The organism is Microbulbifer maximicatervae (SeqCode), assembly GCF_052468155.1.
In genome coordinates this window covers 2,423,031-2,439,580 of sequence record NZ_CP174335.1, presented here as the reverse complement: position 1 = coordinate 2,439,580, position 16,550 = coordinate 2,423,031, and the positions used below count along the sequence as shown (strand labels likewise).

The 16,550-nt window shown below is 51.1% G+C and carries 17 protein-coding genes; 4 read left to right on the top strand and 13 right to left on the bottom strand.

Translation table 11 applies throughout. The features are described from left to right. Nucleotides 1-16: 16 nt before the first annotated feature. Together ACJJIY_RS10530 and ACJJIY_RS10525 are read right to left on the bottom strand one after the other, a co-directional pair. Complete coding sequence (locus tag ACJJIY_RS10530) at nucleotides 17-790, bottom strand: SDR family NAD(P)-dependent oxidoreductase (RefSeq protein ID WP_445359577.1); 774 nt, start codon at nucleotides 788-790, stop codon at nucleotides 17-19. Between the two features lie 133 nt (nucleotides 791-923). After that, entirely contained in the window at nucleotides 924-1,307 is a 384-nt protein-coding gene (locus tag ACJJIY_RS10525) for a zinc ribbon domain-containing protein (RefSeq protein WP_445359576.1), read from the bottom strand. A 32-nt stretch (nucleotides 1,308-1,339) separates the two neighbouring features. Between ACJJIY_RS10525 and ACJJIY_RS10520 the strand changes: the two genes are divergently transcribed. Next, entirely contained in the window at nucleotides 1,340-1,621 is a 282-nt protein-coding gene (locus tag ACJJIY_RS10520) for a hypothetical protein (RefSeq protein ID WP_445359575.1), read from the top strand. A gap of 201 nt (nucleotides 1,622-1,822) precedes the next feature. On the opposite strand, the gene ACJJIY_RS10515 is transcribed toward ACJJIY_RS10520, so the two are convergent. From ACJJIY_RS10515 to ACJJIY_RS10500, 4 genes are all read right to left on the bottom strand, one after another. Beyond that, complete coding sequence (locus ACJJIY_RS10515; RefSeq protein ID WP_445359574.1) at nucleotides 1,823-2,239, bottom strand: PaaI family thioesterase; 417 nt, start codon at nucleotides 2,237-2,239, stop codon at nucleotides 1,823-1,825. A gap of 241 nt (nucleotides 2,240-2,480) precedes the next feature. After that, on the bottom strand, nucleotides 2,481-4,121 hold the full coding sequence (gene groL / locus ACJJIY_RS10510; protein ID WP_445359573.1) for a chaperonin GroEL: 1,641 nt from the start codon (nucleotides 4,119-4,121) through the stop codon (nucleotides 2,481-2,483). Nucleotides 4,122-4,169: 48 nt separating this feature from the next. Beyond that, nucleotides 4,170-4,463, bottom strand: a complete 294-nt coding sequence (locus ACJJIY_RS10505; protein WP_020412315.1) for a co-chaperone GroES — start codon at nucleotides 4,461-4,463, stop codon at nucleotides 4,170-4,172. Nucleotides 4,464-4,678: 215 nt separating this feature from the next. Then, nucleotides 4,679-5,164 (bottom strand): FxsA family protein, encoded by a 486-nt coding sequence (locus ACJJIY_RS10500; RefSeq protein WP_444914467.1) that lies wholly within the window; start codon nucleotides 5,162-5,164, stop codon nucleotides 4,679-4,681. A gap of 144 nt (nucleotides 5,165-5,308) precedes the next feature. Here ACJJIY_RS10500 and cfa point away from each other — a divergent pair, with 144 nt between their 5' ends. Then, on the top strand, nucleotides 5,309-6,457 hold the full coding sequence (cfa, locus tag ACJJIY_RS10495) for a cyclopropane fatty acyl phospholipid synthase (protein ID WP_445359572.1): 1,149 nt from the start codon (nucleotides 5,309-5,311) through the stop codon (nucleotides 6,455-6,457). 360 nt (nucleotides 6,458-6,817) lie between these two features. Further along, nucleotides 6,818-7,609: a hypothetical protein gene (locus tag ACJJIY_RS10490; RefSeq protein ID WP_445359571.1), complete on the top strand. Its 792-nt coding sequence runs from the start codon at nucleotides 6,818-6,820 to the stop codon at nucleotides 7,607-7,609. 74 nt (nucleotides 7,610-7,683) lie between these two features. On the opposite strand, the gene ACJJIY_RS10485 is transcribed toward ACJJIY_RS10490, so the two are convergent. Together ACJJIY_RS10485 and ACJJIY_RS10480 are read right to left on the bottom strand one after the other, a co-directional pair. Next, the gene (locus ACJJIY_RS10485) at nucleotides 7,684-8,445 is read right to left on the bottom strand and encodes an SDR family oxidoreductase (RefSeq protein WP_445359570.1); all 762 of its coding nucleotides are present in this window, start codon (nucleotides 8,443-8,445) and stop codon (nucleotides 7,684-7,686) included. A gap of 84 nt (nucleotides 8,446-8,529) precedes the next feature. Further along, nucleotides 8,530-9,561: a DUF481 domain-containing protein gene (locus ACJJIY_RS10480; RefSeq protein ID WP_444914470.1), complete on the bottom strand. Its 1,032-nt coding sequence runs from the start codon at nucleotides 9,559-9,561 to the stop codon at nucleotides 8,530-8,532. Nucleotides 9,562-9,802: 241 nt separating this feature from the next. On the opposite strand from ACJJIY_RS10480, the gene ACJJIY_RS10475 reads away from it, so the two are divergent. Continuing rightward, nucleotides 9,803-10,108: an MGMT family protein gene (locus ACJJIY_RS10475; protein WP_413664717.1), complete on the top strand. Its 306-nt coding sequence runs from the start codon at nucleotides 9,803-9,805 to the stop codon at nucleotides 10,106-10,108. Nucleotides 10,109-10,128: 20 nt separating this feature from the next. On the opposite strand, the gene ACJJIY_RS10470 is transcribed toward ACJJIY_RS10475, so the two are convergent. The 5 genes from ACJJIY_RS10470 to ACJJIY_RS10450 all read right to left on the bottom strand — a co-directional run bounded on the left by ACJJIY_RS10470 (nucleotide 10,129) and on the right by ACJJIY_RS10450 (nucleotide 16,466). Continuing rightward, nucleotides 10,129-11,400, bottom strand: a complete 1,272-nt coding sequence (locus tag ACJJIY_RS10470) for an AmpG family muropeptide MFS transporter (protein ID WP_413664716.1) — start codon at nucleotides 11,398-11,400, stop codon at nucleotides 10,129-10,131. Between the two features lie 236 nt (nucleotides 11,401-11,636). Then, the gene (locus ACJJIY_RS10465; RefSeq protein ID WP_444894883.1) at nucleotides 11,637-13,010 is read right to left on the bottom strand and encodes an AmpG family muropeptide MFS transporter; all 1,374 of its coding nucleotides are present in this window, start codon (nucleotides 13,008-13,010) and stop codon (nucleotides 11,637-11,639) included. 340 nt (nucleotides 13,011-13,350) lie between these two features. Further along, complete coding sequence (locus ACJJIY_RS10460; protein ID WP_444894884.1) at nucleotides 13,351-13,923, bottom strand: YbhB/YbcL family Raf kinase inhibitor-like protein; 573 nt, start codon at nucleotides 13,921-13,923, stop codon at nucleotides 13,351-13,353. Between the two features lie 15 nt (nucleotides 13,924-13,938). Further along, the gene (locus ACJJIY_RS10455; RefSeq protein ID WP_445359569.1) at nucleotides 13,939-14,925 is read right to left on the bottom strand and encodes a threonine ammonia-lyase; all 987 of its coding nucleotides are present in this window, start codon (nucleotides 14,923-14,925) and stop codon (nucleotides 13,939-13,941) included. A 113-nt stretch (nucleotides 14,926-15,038) separates the two neighbouring features. Then, nucleotides 15,039-16,466, bottom strand: a complete 1,428-nt coding sequence (locus ACJJIY_RS10450) for an aldehyde dehydrogenase family protein (RefSeq protein WP_445359568.1) — start codon at nucleotides 16,464-16,466, stop codon at nucleotides 15,039-15,041. Between the last annotated feature and the right edge of the window lie 84 nt (nucleotides 16,467-16,550).

Sequence of the window (16,550 nt, the reverse complement as noted above, 5' to 3'; positions counted from 1 at the left end):
CCGGACCTGCCTGCAATTAAGACTTTTCCATCGTCTGACGGGAAAACTTCAGTACCATTTTACGGGGCAGTAAAGGCATTATCCAATTCAGAAGCAACTTGAGTCGTGTCTCATTAAAAGCAACCAGATCTCCCCGCTCCATTGCCTGATAGCCACATCTGGCAACAGACTCAGCCGAACGGGCATTTTTCCAAATATCGACACCCTGAAGATCACCAGCCGCAACAAACCCTGTTGCAACAGCACCGGGACACAAAGCCGTTACTGTTACACCTGTGCCTTTCAATTCCTCAGCCAGTGCCTGGCTGAATGAAGTTACATAGGCTTTTGTTGCGTAGTAAACCGCCTGTAAAGGGCCTGGAATAAAAGAGGCTGTAGATGAAACATTAAGAATATGCCCACTATTGCGGGCAACCATCCCCTTAACATACAGATGGGTGAGATTGGTAAGGGAAACCATATTCACCTGCATCATGCCCTGCTCAGCTTCCAAATCCCTTTGATGGAAAAGACCATGACCACCAAAACCCGCATTGTTAATTAGAGTGCCAATCTCCACACCCTCACTTTGGGTTCGCTCAAAAATTCTCTGCGCGGACATGGGGTCAGAAAGGTCTTCGGCAATAACCATTGCCTGGATACCAAACTCCTTCTCCAGCTGCTGCTTGAGTGCTGAAAGCTTCCCTTCAGACCGGGCAACCAGAACCAAGTTGCCACCCTTAGATGCATGTACCCTGGCCAGTTCAAGGCCGATGCCACCAGAGGCCCCAGTAATAAGTGCCGTTTCCATCTATCTGTCTCCCAAGCGTTAATCTTGAAATCAAGTATATGATCAGAAAGCGCCAACTAAGAATCCGATGATGCCAAGTGGCTATCCAAGTATGCCAAAAACCATATTGGTAGTTCTTCCATCAAATGGGAAATTAATCAGTCCGCTTTGAGTCCATAAACGGGCTGGATAAAGTCAGCTCTGTTCCACACCAGTAACAATTGGCCCTTTGCTTTCTCACCTTATGGCCACAAGAAGGGCACTCTTTCAGGTTACCAGTGGATATTTTTCCATCGCGCTTACCATCTCGCAGATCAATCTGCCCCATTTTTTCAATAAGCTCGGCCTCGGTTAGCCCTAATTTTTCCGATAAAAGCTCCCACATAGCCTGATTCGCCAACACTAATGTATCTATACGTCCCTGAATATCACCGACTTCCAGTTCCAGGTTAGCGGCCATCTGCTTTGCATTTTGAGCTCGATATCTCGCATCATCGATTTCTCGCTGCTGAAAATAATCCCAAATAGTGTCTAACATTTATTTCACTTCACTTAACAAATCAGAAAAAAATGGATCAAATCTGCATTTACGATTTTCGTTTAATCAAAATTATTAACAGATATATCAAACCAAGTAATGTCCCAAACGGAAAAGAGCCAATCCAAATCAGTGAGAGTATTAAAGAATACCAGAATAACCACTTAGCTCGAAAAGACGATAAAAACAAAGCAGTACAGGAAATCAACAAGCCTGGAGCAGACAATAGACCTCCTATAACAAAATTAGAGAGGGATTGGCTCATCATGCCTGCCATTACTTCAGGGGATGTATCAAGTGATTGGGCGATCTGAGAAGTTTCCCAAAAACTCAACATCCCCAAATAAAAGAACACAATAATCGGGGTTTGAAGAGCAGTACCCAATATAGAAAGAACGCTCCCCAACCTAACCCGCTTATTTCCCTCCGGGCAAAGCTCACTTTCCGGGGAGCTATATATGCCTTGTTCAAAACTCATTTTTACCTCAGAAAACATCACATCCTTCATCAAGGATTTATAAATTTTGTCCCTTTATTAAAGCGGTAGCGGTTGCCCTAGCAATTAGTTTCCCCTCTTGAAGAAGCTCTCCTTCCAGAAAGCAGACAGTTCCACCTCTAGATACAACTCTGCCAACACCCTCAACTGGCCCCACTTTAGCTGGGCGAACAAGTTGAGTCTTTAGCTCTAGTGTCGGAGCAAACTGACCAATATTCAGTGAAAATACAAGTGCAGGACCCATTACGTCGTCGAGCATTGCACATAGAAACCCACCCTGTATTGTTCCCGCAGGGTTTAAGAATGACTCCCTGGCAAAAAATCGGGCTTTCATCTCCATTTTTTCACGTGAATAGCTTATTAACTCAAATCCCAGAGTTTTCGCACACTCAGGTGCTGGCAGATCTCCCGACTCGACCATTTCGTAGATGTCCATATTTCCGCACCGATTCCATTCTATGTTTGTTATTTCAACTTAAGTCAGATTCACCATCACTTACCAGCCCTGCTTCACTCGATTTTGCTACTGCCCTGTATCGCACCAAGCTCCAGCAGTTAAGTGCTCTCATCTACACCAATTCACACCTTGGAGAAATCTGCCCCCAGTAAACCACTTTCCACAAGGCAAAAAAAAAGCCCCGCAATTGCGGGGCTTTTTAGATAGGCTTAAGGCCGGCTTACATCATGCCGCCCATACCGCCCATGCCACCCATACCGCTCATGTCAGGAGCAGCCGGCTTGTCTTCCGGAATTTCTGCAACCATGGCTTCGGTGGTAATCATCAGGCCAGCGATAGAAGCTGCCGCTTGCAGAGCAGAGCGGGTTACTTTAGCTGGGTCCAGGATACCCATTTCCAGCATATCGCCGTACTCACCAGTAGCAGCGTTGTAACCGAAGTTGCCTTCGCCTTGCTTGATCTTGTCAACAACTACGGAAGCTTCGTCACCAGCGTTGGAAACGATTTGACGTAGAGGCATTTCCATAGCGCGCAGGGCTGCTGCGATGCCGTGGTTCTGGTCTTCGTTGTCGCCAGTTACAGAGATAACCTGGGTAGCGCGAACCAGTGCGGTACCACCGCCAGGTACTACGCCTTCCTCTACTGCGGCGCGGGTAGCGTGCAGCGCGTCTTCAACGCGGGCTTTCTTCTCTTTCATTTCCACTTCAGTAGCGGCGCCTACTTTGATTACCGCAACACCGCCAGCCAGCTTGGCTACGCGCTCTTGCAGCTTCTCTTTGTCGTAGTCGGAAGAGGACTCTTCGATCTGTGCACGGATCTGGCTAACGCGAGCTTCGATGTCTTTAACATTGCCAGCGCCGTCAACGATTACAGTATTTTCTTTGGACAGGGTTACGCGCTTAGCAGTACCCAGGTGCTCCAGAGTGGTACCTTCCAGCTCCAGGCCAACTTCTTCAGAAATCACGGTGCCGCCAGTCAGGATAGCGATGTCCTGCAGCATGGCTTTACGACGGTCGCCGAAACCAGGTGCTTTAACAGCAGCAACTTTAACGATGCCGCGCATGCTGTTTACAACCAGAGTTGCCAGTGCTTCGCCTTCTACGTCTTCAGCGATGATCAGCAGCGGCTTGGAAGCTTTAGCTACTTGCTCCAGCAGGGGCAGCAGGTCGCGGATGTTGGAGATTTTCTTGTCTACCAGCAGGATGAACGGATTGTCCAGCTCGGCAGTCATGTTCTCTTGGTTGGTGATGAAGTAAGGAGACAGGTAGCCGCGGTCGAACTGCATGCCTTCTACTACGTCCAGCTCGTTTTCCAGGCCGGAACCTTCTTCAACAGTGATAACGCCTTCTTTGCCAACTTTTTCCATGGCTTCAGCGATGATGGTACCAACGCTCTCGTCGCTGTTAGCGGAGATAGTACCTACCTGAGCGATAGACTTGGTATCAGCACAAGGAGTGGACAGGCCAGCAATGTGGTCAACAGCTGCGGTTACCGCTTTGTCGATACCGCGCTTCAGGTCCATTGGGTTGAAGCCAGCGGCTACGGATTTCAGACCTTCAGTTACGATAGCCTGGGCCAGAACGGTAGCGGTAGTGGTGCCGTCACCCGCAGTGTCAGAAGCTTTGGAAGCGACTTCTTTAACCATCTGCGCGCCCATGTTCTCGAACTTGTCTTGCAGTTCGATTTCCTTGGCTACGGAAACACCGTCTTTGGTTACGGTAGGAGCGCCGAAGGACTTGTCCAGAACTACGTTGCGGCCTTTAGGGCCCAGGGTAGTTTTTACAGCGTCTGCCAGGATGTTTACGCCTTTCAGCATTTTCTGACGAGCGTCGTCACCGAAAATTACGTCTTTAGCTGCCATGATTCTTATTCCTCAAATTCTTTTTGCGAGTAAAGTTAAAGGCTGGCCTTAGCCTTCCAACACGCCGTAGATGTCACCTTCGCTCATGATGATCAGCTCTTCGCCTTCCACCTTGAGGGTATTGCTGTCGGCATAGCGACCGAAAACAACAGTGTCACCTACCTTCACAGACAGTGCGCGAACATCGCCATTGTCCAGCTGCTTGCCCTCACCCACGGCTACCACTTCACCTTGGTTCGGCTTTTCTTTGGCAGCGCCTGGCAGCACGATACCGCCAGCTGACATCGCTTCTTCTTCCTTACGGCGTACTACGACGCGGTCGTGTAAAGGACGAATTTTCATGGATAAGTTCTCCATTGAGTCGTTTTAATGGTTTCCAACATGGGCGGCACTGGCCCTTTGGGCCGGTAACCTCACCCCTCTCTGATCCCCAGAGGCGGGGCTTAATTCTCAGTTGAACCCTATCTATGGGCGGGATTAAGGATTTCAACACCATCAGGTGAAAAAACTGCAAAGCAAATTCTCATCACTGACATTTTGTATACTTTTTAACCCAATCAGGACTTGGGGCGCTTATCTTCAACGGAGTGTTGACTCTCTCCGGGGCGCTTCTCATCTTTCGAATACTCCCCCTCGATAATGTCATCGCCACGCTTGTGATTTGGCGACTGGTTAAAATTCTGCGGAGGAACCACTTTGACGTGGCGAAGGATAAAACCGAGCAACAGGTTTCTGAGCCCAGGAATCAGGCAGATAAAGCCGAAGAAATCAGTGATAAAGCCCGGGGTGAGCAACAGCACACCACCCACCGCGAGGAATATCCCTTCAACCATCTCTTTGGCGGGAATATTTCCAGCCTGCATCTTCTCCTGGGCCCGCATCAGGGTAGAGATCCCCTGGCGGCGAAGCAGTGTCACTCCTACCACTGCGGTCAAAATGACCAGGCCGATCGTTGGCAGGGCGCCAATTTCACTCCCTACGGCAATCAACACCCACATTTCGAGTACAGGTAGGGCTATAAATAGAAGTAATAATGGGCGCATTGTGGAAATTCCTAGTTAACCAGCTTCGCAGAGAGCCGGGACGATCACGGTTTTTTCAATATGCTGTAGTAAATGGAGTGGGGAGGCAAATTATTCAAGGGCGCCTTATTCCACCCCAAAGTAACTGGAGAGAGGAAGGATTGAATGGCAAGCGAGCAACAGGATGCTATAGAAGTGCCAGCCATCGGACGCAGTCGCCACTTAGTGGACGATATATTGGCGAAAGCGGACATTCAAATTAACGGGGAAAGACCCTGGGACCTGCAACTCCATCGGGAAGCAGCCCTTGATGAGGTCATCGCCCGGCACAGCTTGGGCCTGGGTGAGTCCTATATGCGCGGCGATTGGGATGTCCAAGACCTGGATCAATTCTTCCACCGGTTACTCAGTGCTGAGATTCATCACAGTATCAAGAACTGGCGCTACTTTTGGCGCGCCACACGCAGCTACCTGGTGAATCTACAAAGCAAAAACCGCTCGTTTAATGTGGGAGAGCAACACTACGACCTGGGCAACGAATTCTATAGTGCCATGCTCGACAATCGGCTTACGTACAGCTGCGGCTATTGGAAAGAGGCTGAAACCCTCGACCAAGCCCAGGAAGCCAAGCTGGACCTGATTTGCCGCAAGCTGGAATTGAGACCCGGGATGCGCTTGCTGGATATTGGCTGTGGCTGGGGCAGTCTGGTTAGCTATGCCGCGCAAAAGTATCAAGTGGAGTGTGTAGGGATTACGATTTCCCGAGAGCAAAAAGCCTATGTGACAGAGCGCTATGGTGAACTGCCAATTACTGTTCGCCTTCAGGACTATCGAGAACTCAACGAACCTTTTGACCGCATCGCCAGCGTAGGGATGTTTGAGCATGTCGGCCGCAAGAACTACCGCACATTTATGGAAACAGCAGCGCGCTGTCTGAACAAAGATGGATTGATGATGCTGCACACGATCGGCAACAACCAGCGCACCGCATCTACGGACTTGTGGACAGAAAAATACATATTCCCAGGTGGTGAGCTACCTTCCGTAGGACAGCTGGGCGACGCGACCGATCGCTTGCTAGTGTGCGAAGACCTGCACAACTTTGGATACTACTACGATAAAACCCTAATGGCCTGGCATGAAAACTTTGAGAAAAACTGGCCGCGCTTTGCCGATCGCTACGGCCAGCGCTTCTACAGGATGTGGCGCTACTATCTACTATCTTACGCCGGTGCATTCCGGGGGCGCACACTTCAGCTATGGCAGCTAATGTATTCACGGTTTCGCACAGATGGGGTCCAGCGCATCAGTTAACACCAACTGTTTTTTATGGAAACAGCCAGGAGTAGATGGCCATCAATGGAACTATGGAAATGATATTTCTCCAGGGCACCCTTGAATAATTCCGTAGTACCTCTGGCTTGCAGAGCGATTCACAACCAATGTGAGGCTTCGTAGGAATATCCAATCCCTTTAGGAAGTCACAACTCCAGACGTGGATCGCTATAAAAGCCCTGTAGCGGTATTGCGGCAATAATCAGGGACTCCTTAAAGAATCAAGCCAACAAAGCCAAAGAATCCCCCAGCTATCATAATTCATTGAATAGCTGAAGATACTTTTAACAGTAGGCTCAACAGCTATTTCTATTCCGGCTGGCAGAAAACTACCAACCTATGGACAATTTGCTCTCATCTCTTGGCGGGTTAAACCTACTGATACAAGTGCATACCGTCTCAGCAATCATACTGACGATATTTCTCATCCCCCTGACGCTCTTAATGAAAAAGGGAAGCCGCTATCATCGGGCGTGCGGTATTACCACGCTTCTACTCGCCCTGGTTTTTTCTGCCAGCGCCTTGATGATGCTGTTTAACCCAAATTTAATCCCACACCTCAAGGCAGACATCCCCGAATACCCGATTGATACAGCCTATGTTTACAACATCCATTCCGACCTACTGTTAATTGGGCTGGCTTCCATATTTATCTATTCAATCTATTCCGCCTATCGCATATGGCCCCGTATTAAACATTCTACGGACGGAAGAATAACATCCAATGTGATTGATTGGGTCCTTGCAGCAGTCGCTTTATGGGTAACTATTTTCTACCTCCAGATGTTCTTCTACGACATGGATGAACACCCAGGTTACGCCAATATCTACTTAGCCCCCTCAGTATTGATGCTGATATTTGCAGGGCTTGATTTCTATACGTTTGTTTTCCGCCCGACAATCTATGGCAAGCCCTGGTGGGCCTTGCATATGAGCAAAATGTTGTATGCATGGTCAGCACTGATCAAAGGGTTTTTACTCAGGGATTTCCACCTGACGCTAGATCGAACCGTCCTGCATGAGATAGCATCCATTGTTATTTGGCTGTCCATCTCACTTCTCGTCTATTTGTTTTACAGGAAGAATCTCAATTCCAGATACGCTAAAAAAGAAAAGATCGAAAAAACTTAGCAAACCTTTATTGGAGCAGGAACAAAAAAAGGGTGAACTCAGTTCACCCTTTTTTTGCTGGGGAAGAGGGAAGCTTACAAGCGCGCTCCGCCATCAATATCTATCACTCGACCGGTGACATAGTCGTTCTCCAGAATAAACGCTACTGTCGAGGCGATCTCATCCTGCTCACCCAACCTGCGCAGGGGCACTTGTTTTACCAGGCTCTCAAGAATTTCAGGGCGCATTTGCGCAACCATATCGGTACCGATAAAGCCCGGGGCAATCCCGGCAACACGCACGCCGTATCGCGCCAGTTCGCGTGCCCAGGATACCGTCATCGCTGCAACACCCGCTTTACTGGCGGAGTAGTTGGTCTGCCCCATGTTGCCTGCACGGGACAAACTTGAGATATTGACCATCACCCCACCCTTGCCGCTTTCCGCCATAATGCCCGCAGCAGCACGGCCACAAAGGAATACACCGGTAAGATTCACATCGATCACAGACTTCCACTGTGCCAGGGACATGCGATCTGTCACTTTGCCGTCTTTACACTTGAGCAACATGCCATCGCGCATAATGCCGGCGTTATTAACCAAAACCTGGAGTCCGCCAAAGTCTGCTGCGATTTTCGCAAAACCGGAGTCCACCGCTTCCTCATCGGCAACATTGATCAAGTAACTGCGAGCCTCAGCACCGAGCTTTTCACAAGCTGCAACGCTGTCTTTCAGGCCTTCCTCATTAACATCGATCAGGGCCAGGCGGGCGCCCCGCGCAGCCAGATACTCGGCCATGGCTCGGCCCAACCCCTGGCCCGCACCGGTAATCGCAACAATACTGTCAGCGATTTGCATATTGAACTCCTCGTCGTCGCTCGTTTTTTAGATTTATCGTTTATGACTGCCTTCGAACCTGCCCTATGCTGGCTCGAGGGGGAATTACCATTCGTAACCGACACCAACGGTCACTTTGGTATCTTCTTTTTCACTTTCCAGGGAGGGCGTATTGTCGTACTGCCACTCGTAACCGATCTCCATCAGCACGCCTTCAACCAGCGGTGTGCGCACCCCCAGCTTGGCGTTAGCTTCGTAGTCGTTACTGTGATCAAAGGATTGTAAGGTTTCCTGGTCGAAATAAATTTCCGGTCCAAGGGAAAACTTGTAGCGGTAGTTAAGTGCAATTCGACCGGCGACATAGCGTTCATCCTGGTCTTCGCTCAACTCTTCGTCGATAAAACTCTCGTGCAGGCTACTCAAGCCACCTTCTAGGGAGAAAGTGGTCTTACTGGTATCGTAAAACAGATAACCCATACCGAGACCGAGCGTAGTTCCCAGGTCTAAGTTCTGGGCCTCTTCCCTTTCCAACTCACTGTTAGCAGCGGCAAACCATTTCTCAGCAAAGATCCAGCGCAGGTCATAGTTGAGCTGGTATTTTTCCAGGTCACCATCTTCTTCACTTTCCTGGTTCTGGTAAACCGCCCCAATCAGGTGGTTAAAATCTCCATGGCGGATATCCAAGTTGATATTGGCATCGAGGTCTTCACGCTCACGGTTACCGCTCTCGAATACGCCTCCGGCGGTAACATCACCGCTGAATAACACCGGACTGGTGGTAAATGTGCTGTAGGGTTCTGCCCGCTCAATACCGGGGAAGTCGATCAACCAACCGCGCCCTTCATCGCAGTACACTTCCCAGCGCTCCTGGCGGTGGCCAGCCAAGGTGCAAGGTTCATCCCTGCCGGCAATTTTGATATCGGTATCGATATCCATCGACACCACTTTGGATTTGTCGACTTTAACTTCACCAAAAGTCTCTGACTTCCAAGTGACCTGATCCTTCTCTACCAGCACCAACTCGCCCTGAATACGATCGCCATTTTCCAGGGTCAGCACACCGGCATGGGCCTGGAAGGGCACAAGAAACAAGAGAGTTCGAGCAAAGAGCTTGGGAAGTCGTGTCGATAAAACCACTAAGAAACCTTGGACTTTTTAGGTGTATGAACGGTGCAAACAGCCTCAACAATCGCACCATGATGCCATAACTAGAATCATGTGGCACGCCGTCACAGCGGAGGCCTTCGCGCCCAGGGGACTGTGACCTTGCGAGCTGGTAAAGTATCCATAAATGGCGAATAAAAATCTCATTTTCAGGAGATTACAAAGTAAAAAATTGCGCCCAGTTGGCGTAATTCGCCGATATTTAGAGCTTTTTATGGAAAAACAGAACTCCCTGGAAAGAATATGCCAAGCCTTGGCGGCGATCCCCAAAGGGCGGGTTGTCACCTACGGGGACTTGGCTGAGATGGCCGGCTACCCACGCGCTGCGAGACTTGCAGGTCAGACCCTGCGTAAATTACCCCGGGGTACCAAGCTACCCTGGCACCGGGTGATCAACGCCCAGGGGCGCATCTCCCTGCCGGAACCCGGCGCCAGCCGCCAGCGTGAAAGACTGGAAAGAGAGGGGGTCATACTGCTGAAAGGGCGAGTGGATATGGGCAAATACCGCTGGAAACCTTAGCCCCAATCGCAGACAGAAAACTACGCTACTTCATCAGCCCCCCAGGGCGCGACCCAAAATAACAGGATCATTCCAGGCACCGCCAAAACGGCACACAGGAGAAAGAAGTGTGTCCACCCCATTCCCTCCACCAAATAGCCGGTGGAGGCATTGGCGAAGGTGCGCGGGAGCGAAGTCAACGCTGTAAACAAGGCAAATTGAGTTGCAGTGTGCAACTTGCTGGTAGTGCGGGCGATAAATGCAATAAACACCGCTGTCCCCAACCCCACCCCGAGATACTCAAAGGCAATTACTATCGCCAATAGCCAGAGGCTAGGATTGAAATCTGGAGTGCCCACCAGCTCGCCATTCACTTCAGACAAAATCATGAATCCGAAAATTGAAACCAGCTGTACCACCCCGAAAATCCATAGGCACTTATTAATCCCAATCTTTACAATTAATAAGCCGCCAAAGAAGCCGCCAATTACCGCAGGCCACAAACCGGCATTCTTTGCCACTATGCCGATATCCGTATTGGAATATCCCATATCCAGGTAATAGGGCGTCGCCAGTGCCGTAGCCATGCTATCGCCAAGCTTGTACAAAAACATAAAGGCCAGTACGAGCACCGCCTGTTTTACGCCATTGCGATTAAAGAATTCGACAAAGGGTAAAACAATGGCCTCGCGCAAAGATTTAGGACGACCTGCTGGATGGTCTGGCTCCGCCACCATCAAGGTCATAAAGACGGCAATCAACATAAAGGCCGCAGTAATCATAAACACCTGGTCCCAGGCCAGGTGGTCCGACAGGATCAAGCTGAGGGATCCCGGAATCAAGCCGGAAATACGATAGGCGTTGGCATGAAAGGAATTGCCCAGACCCAACTCCTGGTCTGGCAGAATCTCGCGTCGGAAAGCATCCAGGACTATATCCTGGCTGGCGCTAAAAAAAGCCACGGCAAAGCAAATTGCGGCAATTGACCAAATATCAAACTGGGGACTGAACATCCCCAGGACACCAATGGAAACAATCAATAACAGCTGCATTACCAGCATCCAGCCCCGCCGGCGACCGAGCATCGGGAATGCGTAGCGCTCCATCAATGGAGACCAGATAAATTTCCACGTATAGGGCAATCCGAGCAATGCAAAAATACCGATAGTGGCCAGATCCACGCCTTCGGTACGCAGCCAAGCGGGCACCAACTGTATCAATACAAAAAGAGGCATCCCCGAAGAGAAACCGGTGCCAATACAAATCAGCATGCGCCGATTAAACACCGCCTCCCGGATGGTTTCGTGGGCCATAGTTTGTCGCTTTTATTCGCTGAGCATCATCTACCAGTGATACCCGACCCAACAGGCAACAGACACACAATCGAACATAAGGGCGAGTCTATGGAGGGGTGGGTTTCACCTTTACAACCACCATAGACACAAGCCGGGCAGAATGCCCGGCGAAGAGTTTTGATATGACATAGGGATTTAGAAAAGAGCTGAATTCGGGATGTACTCTTAGAGAGGAAATAGCATCCCTGTAAACCTTAGGTAGTGCCCGCTCCCGGCTGAACTTCTTCTCCCGGCCAGTCGCGCTGCTCGCGGCGCCAGAAATAAATGGACAGCACAATGGCTGGTATTCCCATAAGCGCCGCATAAATAAAGAAGTAGGCATAACCCTGAGCATCCACCACTATGCCGGAAAAACCACTGATAAATTTCCCCGGCAAGGTCATCAGGGAGCTGAACAAAGCATATTGAGTGGCGGTATAAGCTTTATTGGCAAGACTGGAGAGAAACGCGATCAGTATCGCATTGGCAATTCCTCCACTGATGTTGTCCGCACTAATTACCAGCGCCAACCAGGCTTTATCGGGACCGATCACAGCGAGTTGGGCAAATAACAGGTTGGTGCAGGCGACCATAACCGAACCCAGTATCAGCGGACGCACAACACCGTATCGCACCACTAACAGCCCGCCTAGAAAGGAACCGATAATGGTACAGAAGAAGCCAAACAGCTTACTGATTTCAGCAATTTCCGTTTTGGTAAAGCCCAGATCCAAATAGAAGGGATTGGCCATCACCCCCATCGCAATGTCACTTAAACGGAAGATACCGATAAATAGCAACAGAATGATTGCAAAGCGGCCATTGCGCTGAAAAAACTCGATAAAGGGGCAGGCCACGGCGCGAATAAACCACTGCTTCATGCGACCATGCTCCCCCTTGCCCAACAACCGCTGTGCCCACTCGCTTTGCAGCTCATCGGCTTCTTTGTTTACCTTGCTGTGATCGGGCTCGGCAATAATCAGAGTGGTAATCAGGCCCACGCCCATCAACCCGGCCATCGCAAGATAAGCACCGGACCAGCTAAAGATATCCGCAATAAACAGGGCACCCGCTCCGGCTATCAGCATTGCCACCCGATAGCCAAATACATAATTGGCAGCCATAGCGCCCTGGTAGTCGTCATCCATGGCCTCAATTCGATAGGCATCAATCGCCACATCTTGAGAGGCCGAACAGAAAGCGACCCACAGGGCCAGTAGGGCTACGTGCATCAGGGAGAGCTGGGGATTTAAACTGGCCATACCTATCAGGCCAATCGCTATCCCGATTTGGGATACCAGCATCCAGCCCCGACGCTTGCCCAATTTATCCGTGAAAAAAGGCAGACGCAGCTGATCGACAATAGGGGCCCAGAGAACCTTGATCGAAAAGGTAATCCCCACCCAGGCAAAAAACCCGATGGCGGTACGGCTGACACCGTAGTCCCGCAGCCAGGCAGTCAAAGTAGAGAAAACCAGCAGTAATGGGAGGCCGGCGGAAAAGCCGAGGAAAAACATGGTGAGTACACGGGGCTTCAAATAAGCGGCCAGCGCTTGCCCCCATGTCATTTGTTTTTGTAAGTTGGTCAAGCGCGGGCCTCCAGAGCCTCAGCCGCTGCAACAGGTGTTCCTGTGCAGCGGAGTATTAGGGAGCCTCTGAATAACTCCGTGATACCTCTGGCATGCATAGCGGTTCACAATCAAGGCGCGGCTTCGCAGGAATGTCTAGACCTTTCAAGAAGTCGCAACGCGGAGTGTGAATCGCTATGCAAGCCCCGAAGGGCGGGCCTTGAAGGCCACAGCTGCTGCGTTGCAGCTCTTGCAAAGGGCTACGGCCATTCGCGGCGAGCTGCGCCTAACATCTGCAACCTTCAAGACCCGCAGAGGCATTACGGAATTATTCAGAGGCTCCTTAGATTAGTTTATTTACTCAGTGGCCCCACAAAACTTCCAGCTCCGCTTCGGCCAACTTATTGGCATTGATATTGAAGCCAACTTTAGCAGGAGAAGTGTTTTCATCCAGCGGCAGGGATTCCACTTTCAAGGCATAGACACGAAAACGATAGCGATGATCCCCGTTCCCCTTGGGCGGGCAGGCACCACCGTAACCGGAATTACCATAATCATTGCGCCCCTGCACTGCTTCTGGAATCAGGCCGTTTTTCAAGTCACCGGCCCCTTCCGGAAGATTGGTCGTATCCACTGGGATATTAAATACCACCCAGTGCCACCAACCACTGCCGGTGGGCGCGTCGGGATCGTAAGCGGTAATAGCAAAACTCTTTGTGCCCTCCGGTGCCCCACTCCAACTCAATTGGGGAGACAGGTTCTCACCGCCGCAGCTGCCATAAACATGAGCCATGGGCATTTTCTTTCCAGCTTGTAGGGAGCTGGATGACAGTGTCAGCTTCTCAGCAATCGCGTTGGTTCCAGTCAGCGACAGCGCAGCAGCACAAAGCAGCCCGGCCAAACCCCGGCCGCCCTTTTTCAATAAATGGCTCATATCCCAGTTCCCCTTTTAGTTTTCTTCACTGGACAGCAGTGGGCCCACTTTGTCCAGATCCATATTTCCGCCGGTCAGAACAACCACGACATTCTTATTGCGAAAGCGCGCGCTGTGCTCAATGATCGCAGCGAGACCCACCGCAGCCGACGGTTCTACCAGCTGTTTGGTTCGTGTCCACAATAGCCGCATCGCATTGACGATACCAGCTTCGCTGACTGTCACAATATCCCGCACCGTGCGCTCAATAACGGCGTAATTTTTGCCGCCCAATGTTGTGCGCAGACCATCGGCGATCGTATCGGGTTGTTGTGTGGTGATATGAACGCCACCGCGCAGTGAACGCTGGGCATCATCCGCTCCGGCAGGTTCCGCACCAATTACCAGGATATCGGGGGCAAGCGCAGCCATAGCCAATCCCACGCCGGACAAAAGTCCACCGCCTCCCACTGGCGCCACAATAACGTCTGGAGCAAAGCCCTGTTCGCGGCTCTGCTTGAGCACTTCCATGGCTACAGTGCCCTGCCCTGCAATAATGCGCTTATCGTCATAGGGCGGGACTTCGTGCGCACCGGTTTCTTCAAGTACCTTTGCCAAAGTGGATTCGCGATCAGCCAGGCTGGGGCCCGAAGTCACCACTTTGGCACTGTACCCCTCAACCGCCATGCGTTTCGTCTTGGGAGCCGTTTCGGGCATCACCACCGTGCAGGCCAACCCCCGCTGGGCTGCTGCCCAGGCGAGCGCCGCACCGTGATTACCGGACGAATGGGTGGCAACTTCCTCGACCCCGTCTGGGAGCAGCGAAAGCGCATTAGCCGCGCCCCGCGCTTTAAAGGCACCCACTTTCTGCAAGTGCTCACACTTAAACCGCAAATTAGCGCCCGTCAGCTCGTTCAGCTGCCGAGAGCTGAGCAGAGGGGTCTCGTGTACCATGCCTGCAATATTTTGTGCGGCACTAAATACATCCTCACTGGCAGGTATCTCGTTGCGATCCAGGGGCATAACACTGTGTATCCTTTTCGACTACATAGGAATAATCCAGCTTATCCACCGTCGATAACATCCAGTGTTCTACGGAGCAGGCACAGTGGAAAACCGTGCCTGTCGATAAGGGATTATTTGCTGAGCATACGCAGGAATTTCATTTTCCTGTCGTTGAAGGGTGCATATCGTATATCGATATCGAGGATATTTCTGCGCCGCATTACGGCCTTGTAATGACTGAAAGTGCGGAAGCCATGCTCTCCATGGTAGGACCCCATACCGCTGGCACCGACGCCTCCAAAAGGCAGGTCCTGGGCCAGCATAAACATCATACAGTCATTCACACAGGCGTTGCCGGAGCTGCAACGGGATAGAATTCGATCCGCCAATGCTTCATCCTGGGTAAATACATACAGGGCCAGGGGCTTCTCTCGCTCATTGACAAACTCCTCCGCTTTGGAGAAATCATCCAGTTCAATAATGGGGAGTATCGGGCCAAAGATCTCCTCCTGCATAACTCCCGCAGAGAGATTGACGTTGCGCATTATGGTGGGCGCCATATAGCAGTCATCCACATCGACTTCACCGCCAAATACCACCTCTCCATCCCCCAGGTAATCCGACAGGCGAAGGGTGTGCTGGCTGTTAATAATACGCCCATAGTCGGCAGATTCCCGCGGGTGCTCCCCATACATTTCCCAGAGCACCCGCTGCAACATGGGGGTGAGCCGATCGGCTGTCTGCCGACTACAGAGAACATAATCCGGGGCGATACAAGTCTGCCCCGCGTTGGTAAATTTACCCCAGGCAATTCGCCGTGCAGCCACTTCCAGGTTGGCATCGTCGGCAACAATACAAGGGCTCTTTCCGCCGAGTTCCAGGGTTACCGGAGTCAGGTATTTAGCCGCCGCACTCATTATGATTTTGCCGACCCGGCCACCGCCGGTGTACATAATATGGTCCCAACGCTGCTCCAGCAGCGCCGTGGTTTCTGCCACACCACCTTCGACACACGCAAAGGCATCGTTGTCGAGATAACGCGGTAATAATTCTGCGATTAACCGGGAGGTTGCTGGCGATAACTCAGAGGGCTTTACCACCGCACAATTGCCGGCGGCAATCGCCGGTACCAGCGGCGATAACAATAATTGCAGCGGATAATTCCAGGCACCGATAATCAGCACAACACCCAGTGGTTCCGGTTGCACATAGCTCTTGGCCGGCTGGGTCATCATCGGCGATTGGACCTTGCGCGGGCGCACCCATTTCTTTAGGGACTTCAGGGTGTGATCGATATCGTTGTAAAGAAATGAAATTTCAGTGAGGTAGCTTTCCTGGGGAGCTTTGCGCAAATCATCGTGAAGGGCTTGGGCAAAATGTGCCTCGTTCTCGGAGATCATCTTGCGCAGCTGAGACAGTTGCTTGCGCCGCCAACTCAATTCAGTGGTGCTGCCGCTGCGAAAATAGGTTCGCAAGCCCGCCACTAATGTGGCTGCGTTCCAATCGTTTGCCCTAGCCAGATCTGACAACATTTGCGGTTCCAATACCGAAACTTCCAAACCCTACTTCCTCCAATGAGTATAAGCCGTCGCAGGCAATGACTAGCTTCGCTTTATTGATATGGCAAAGCACCGAAGTCCGGC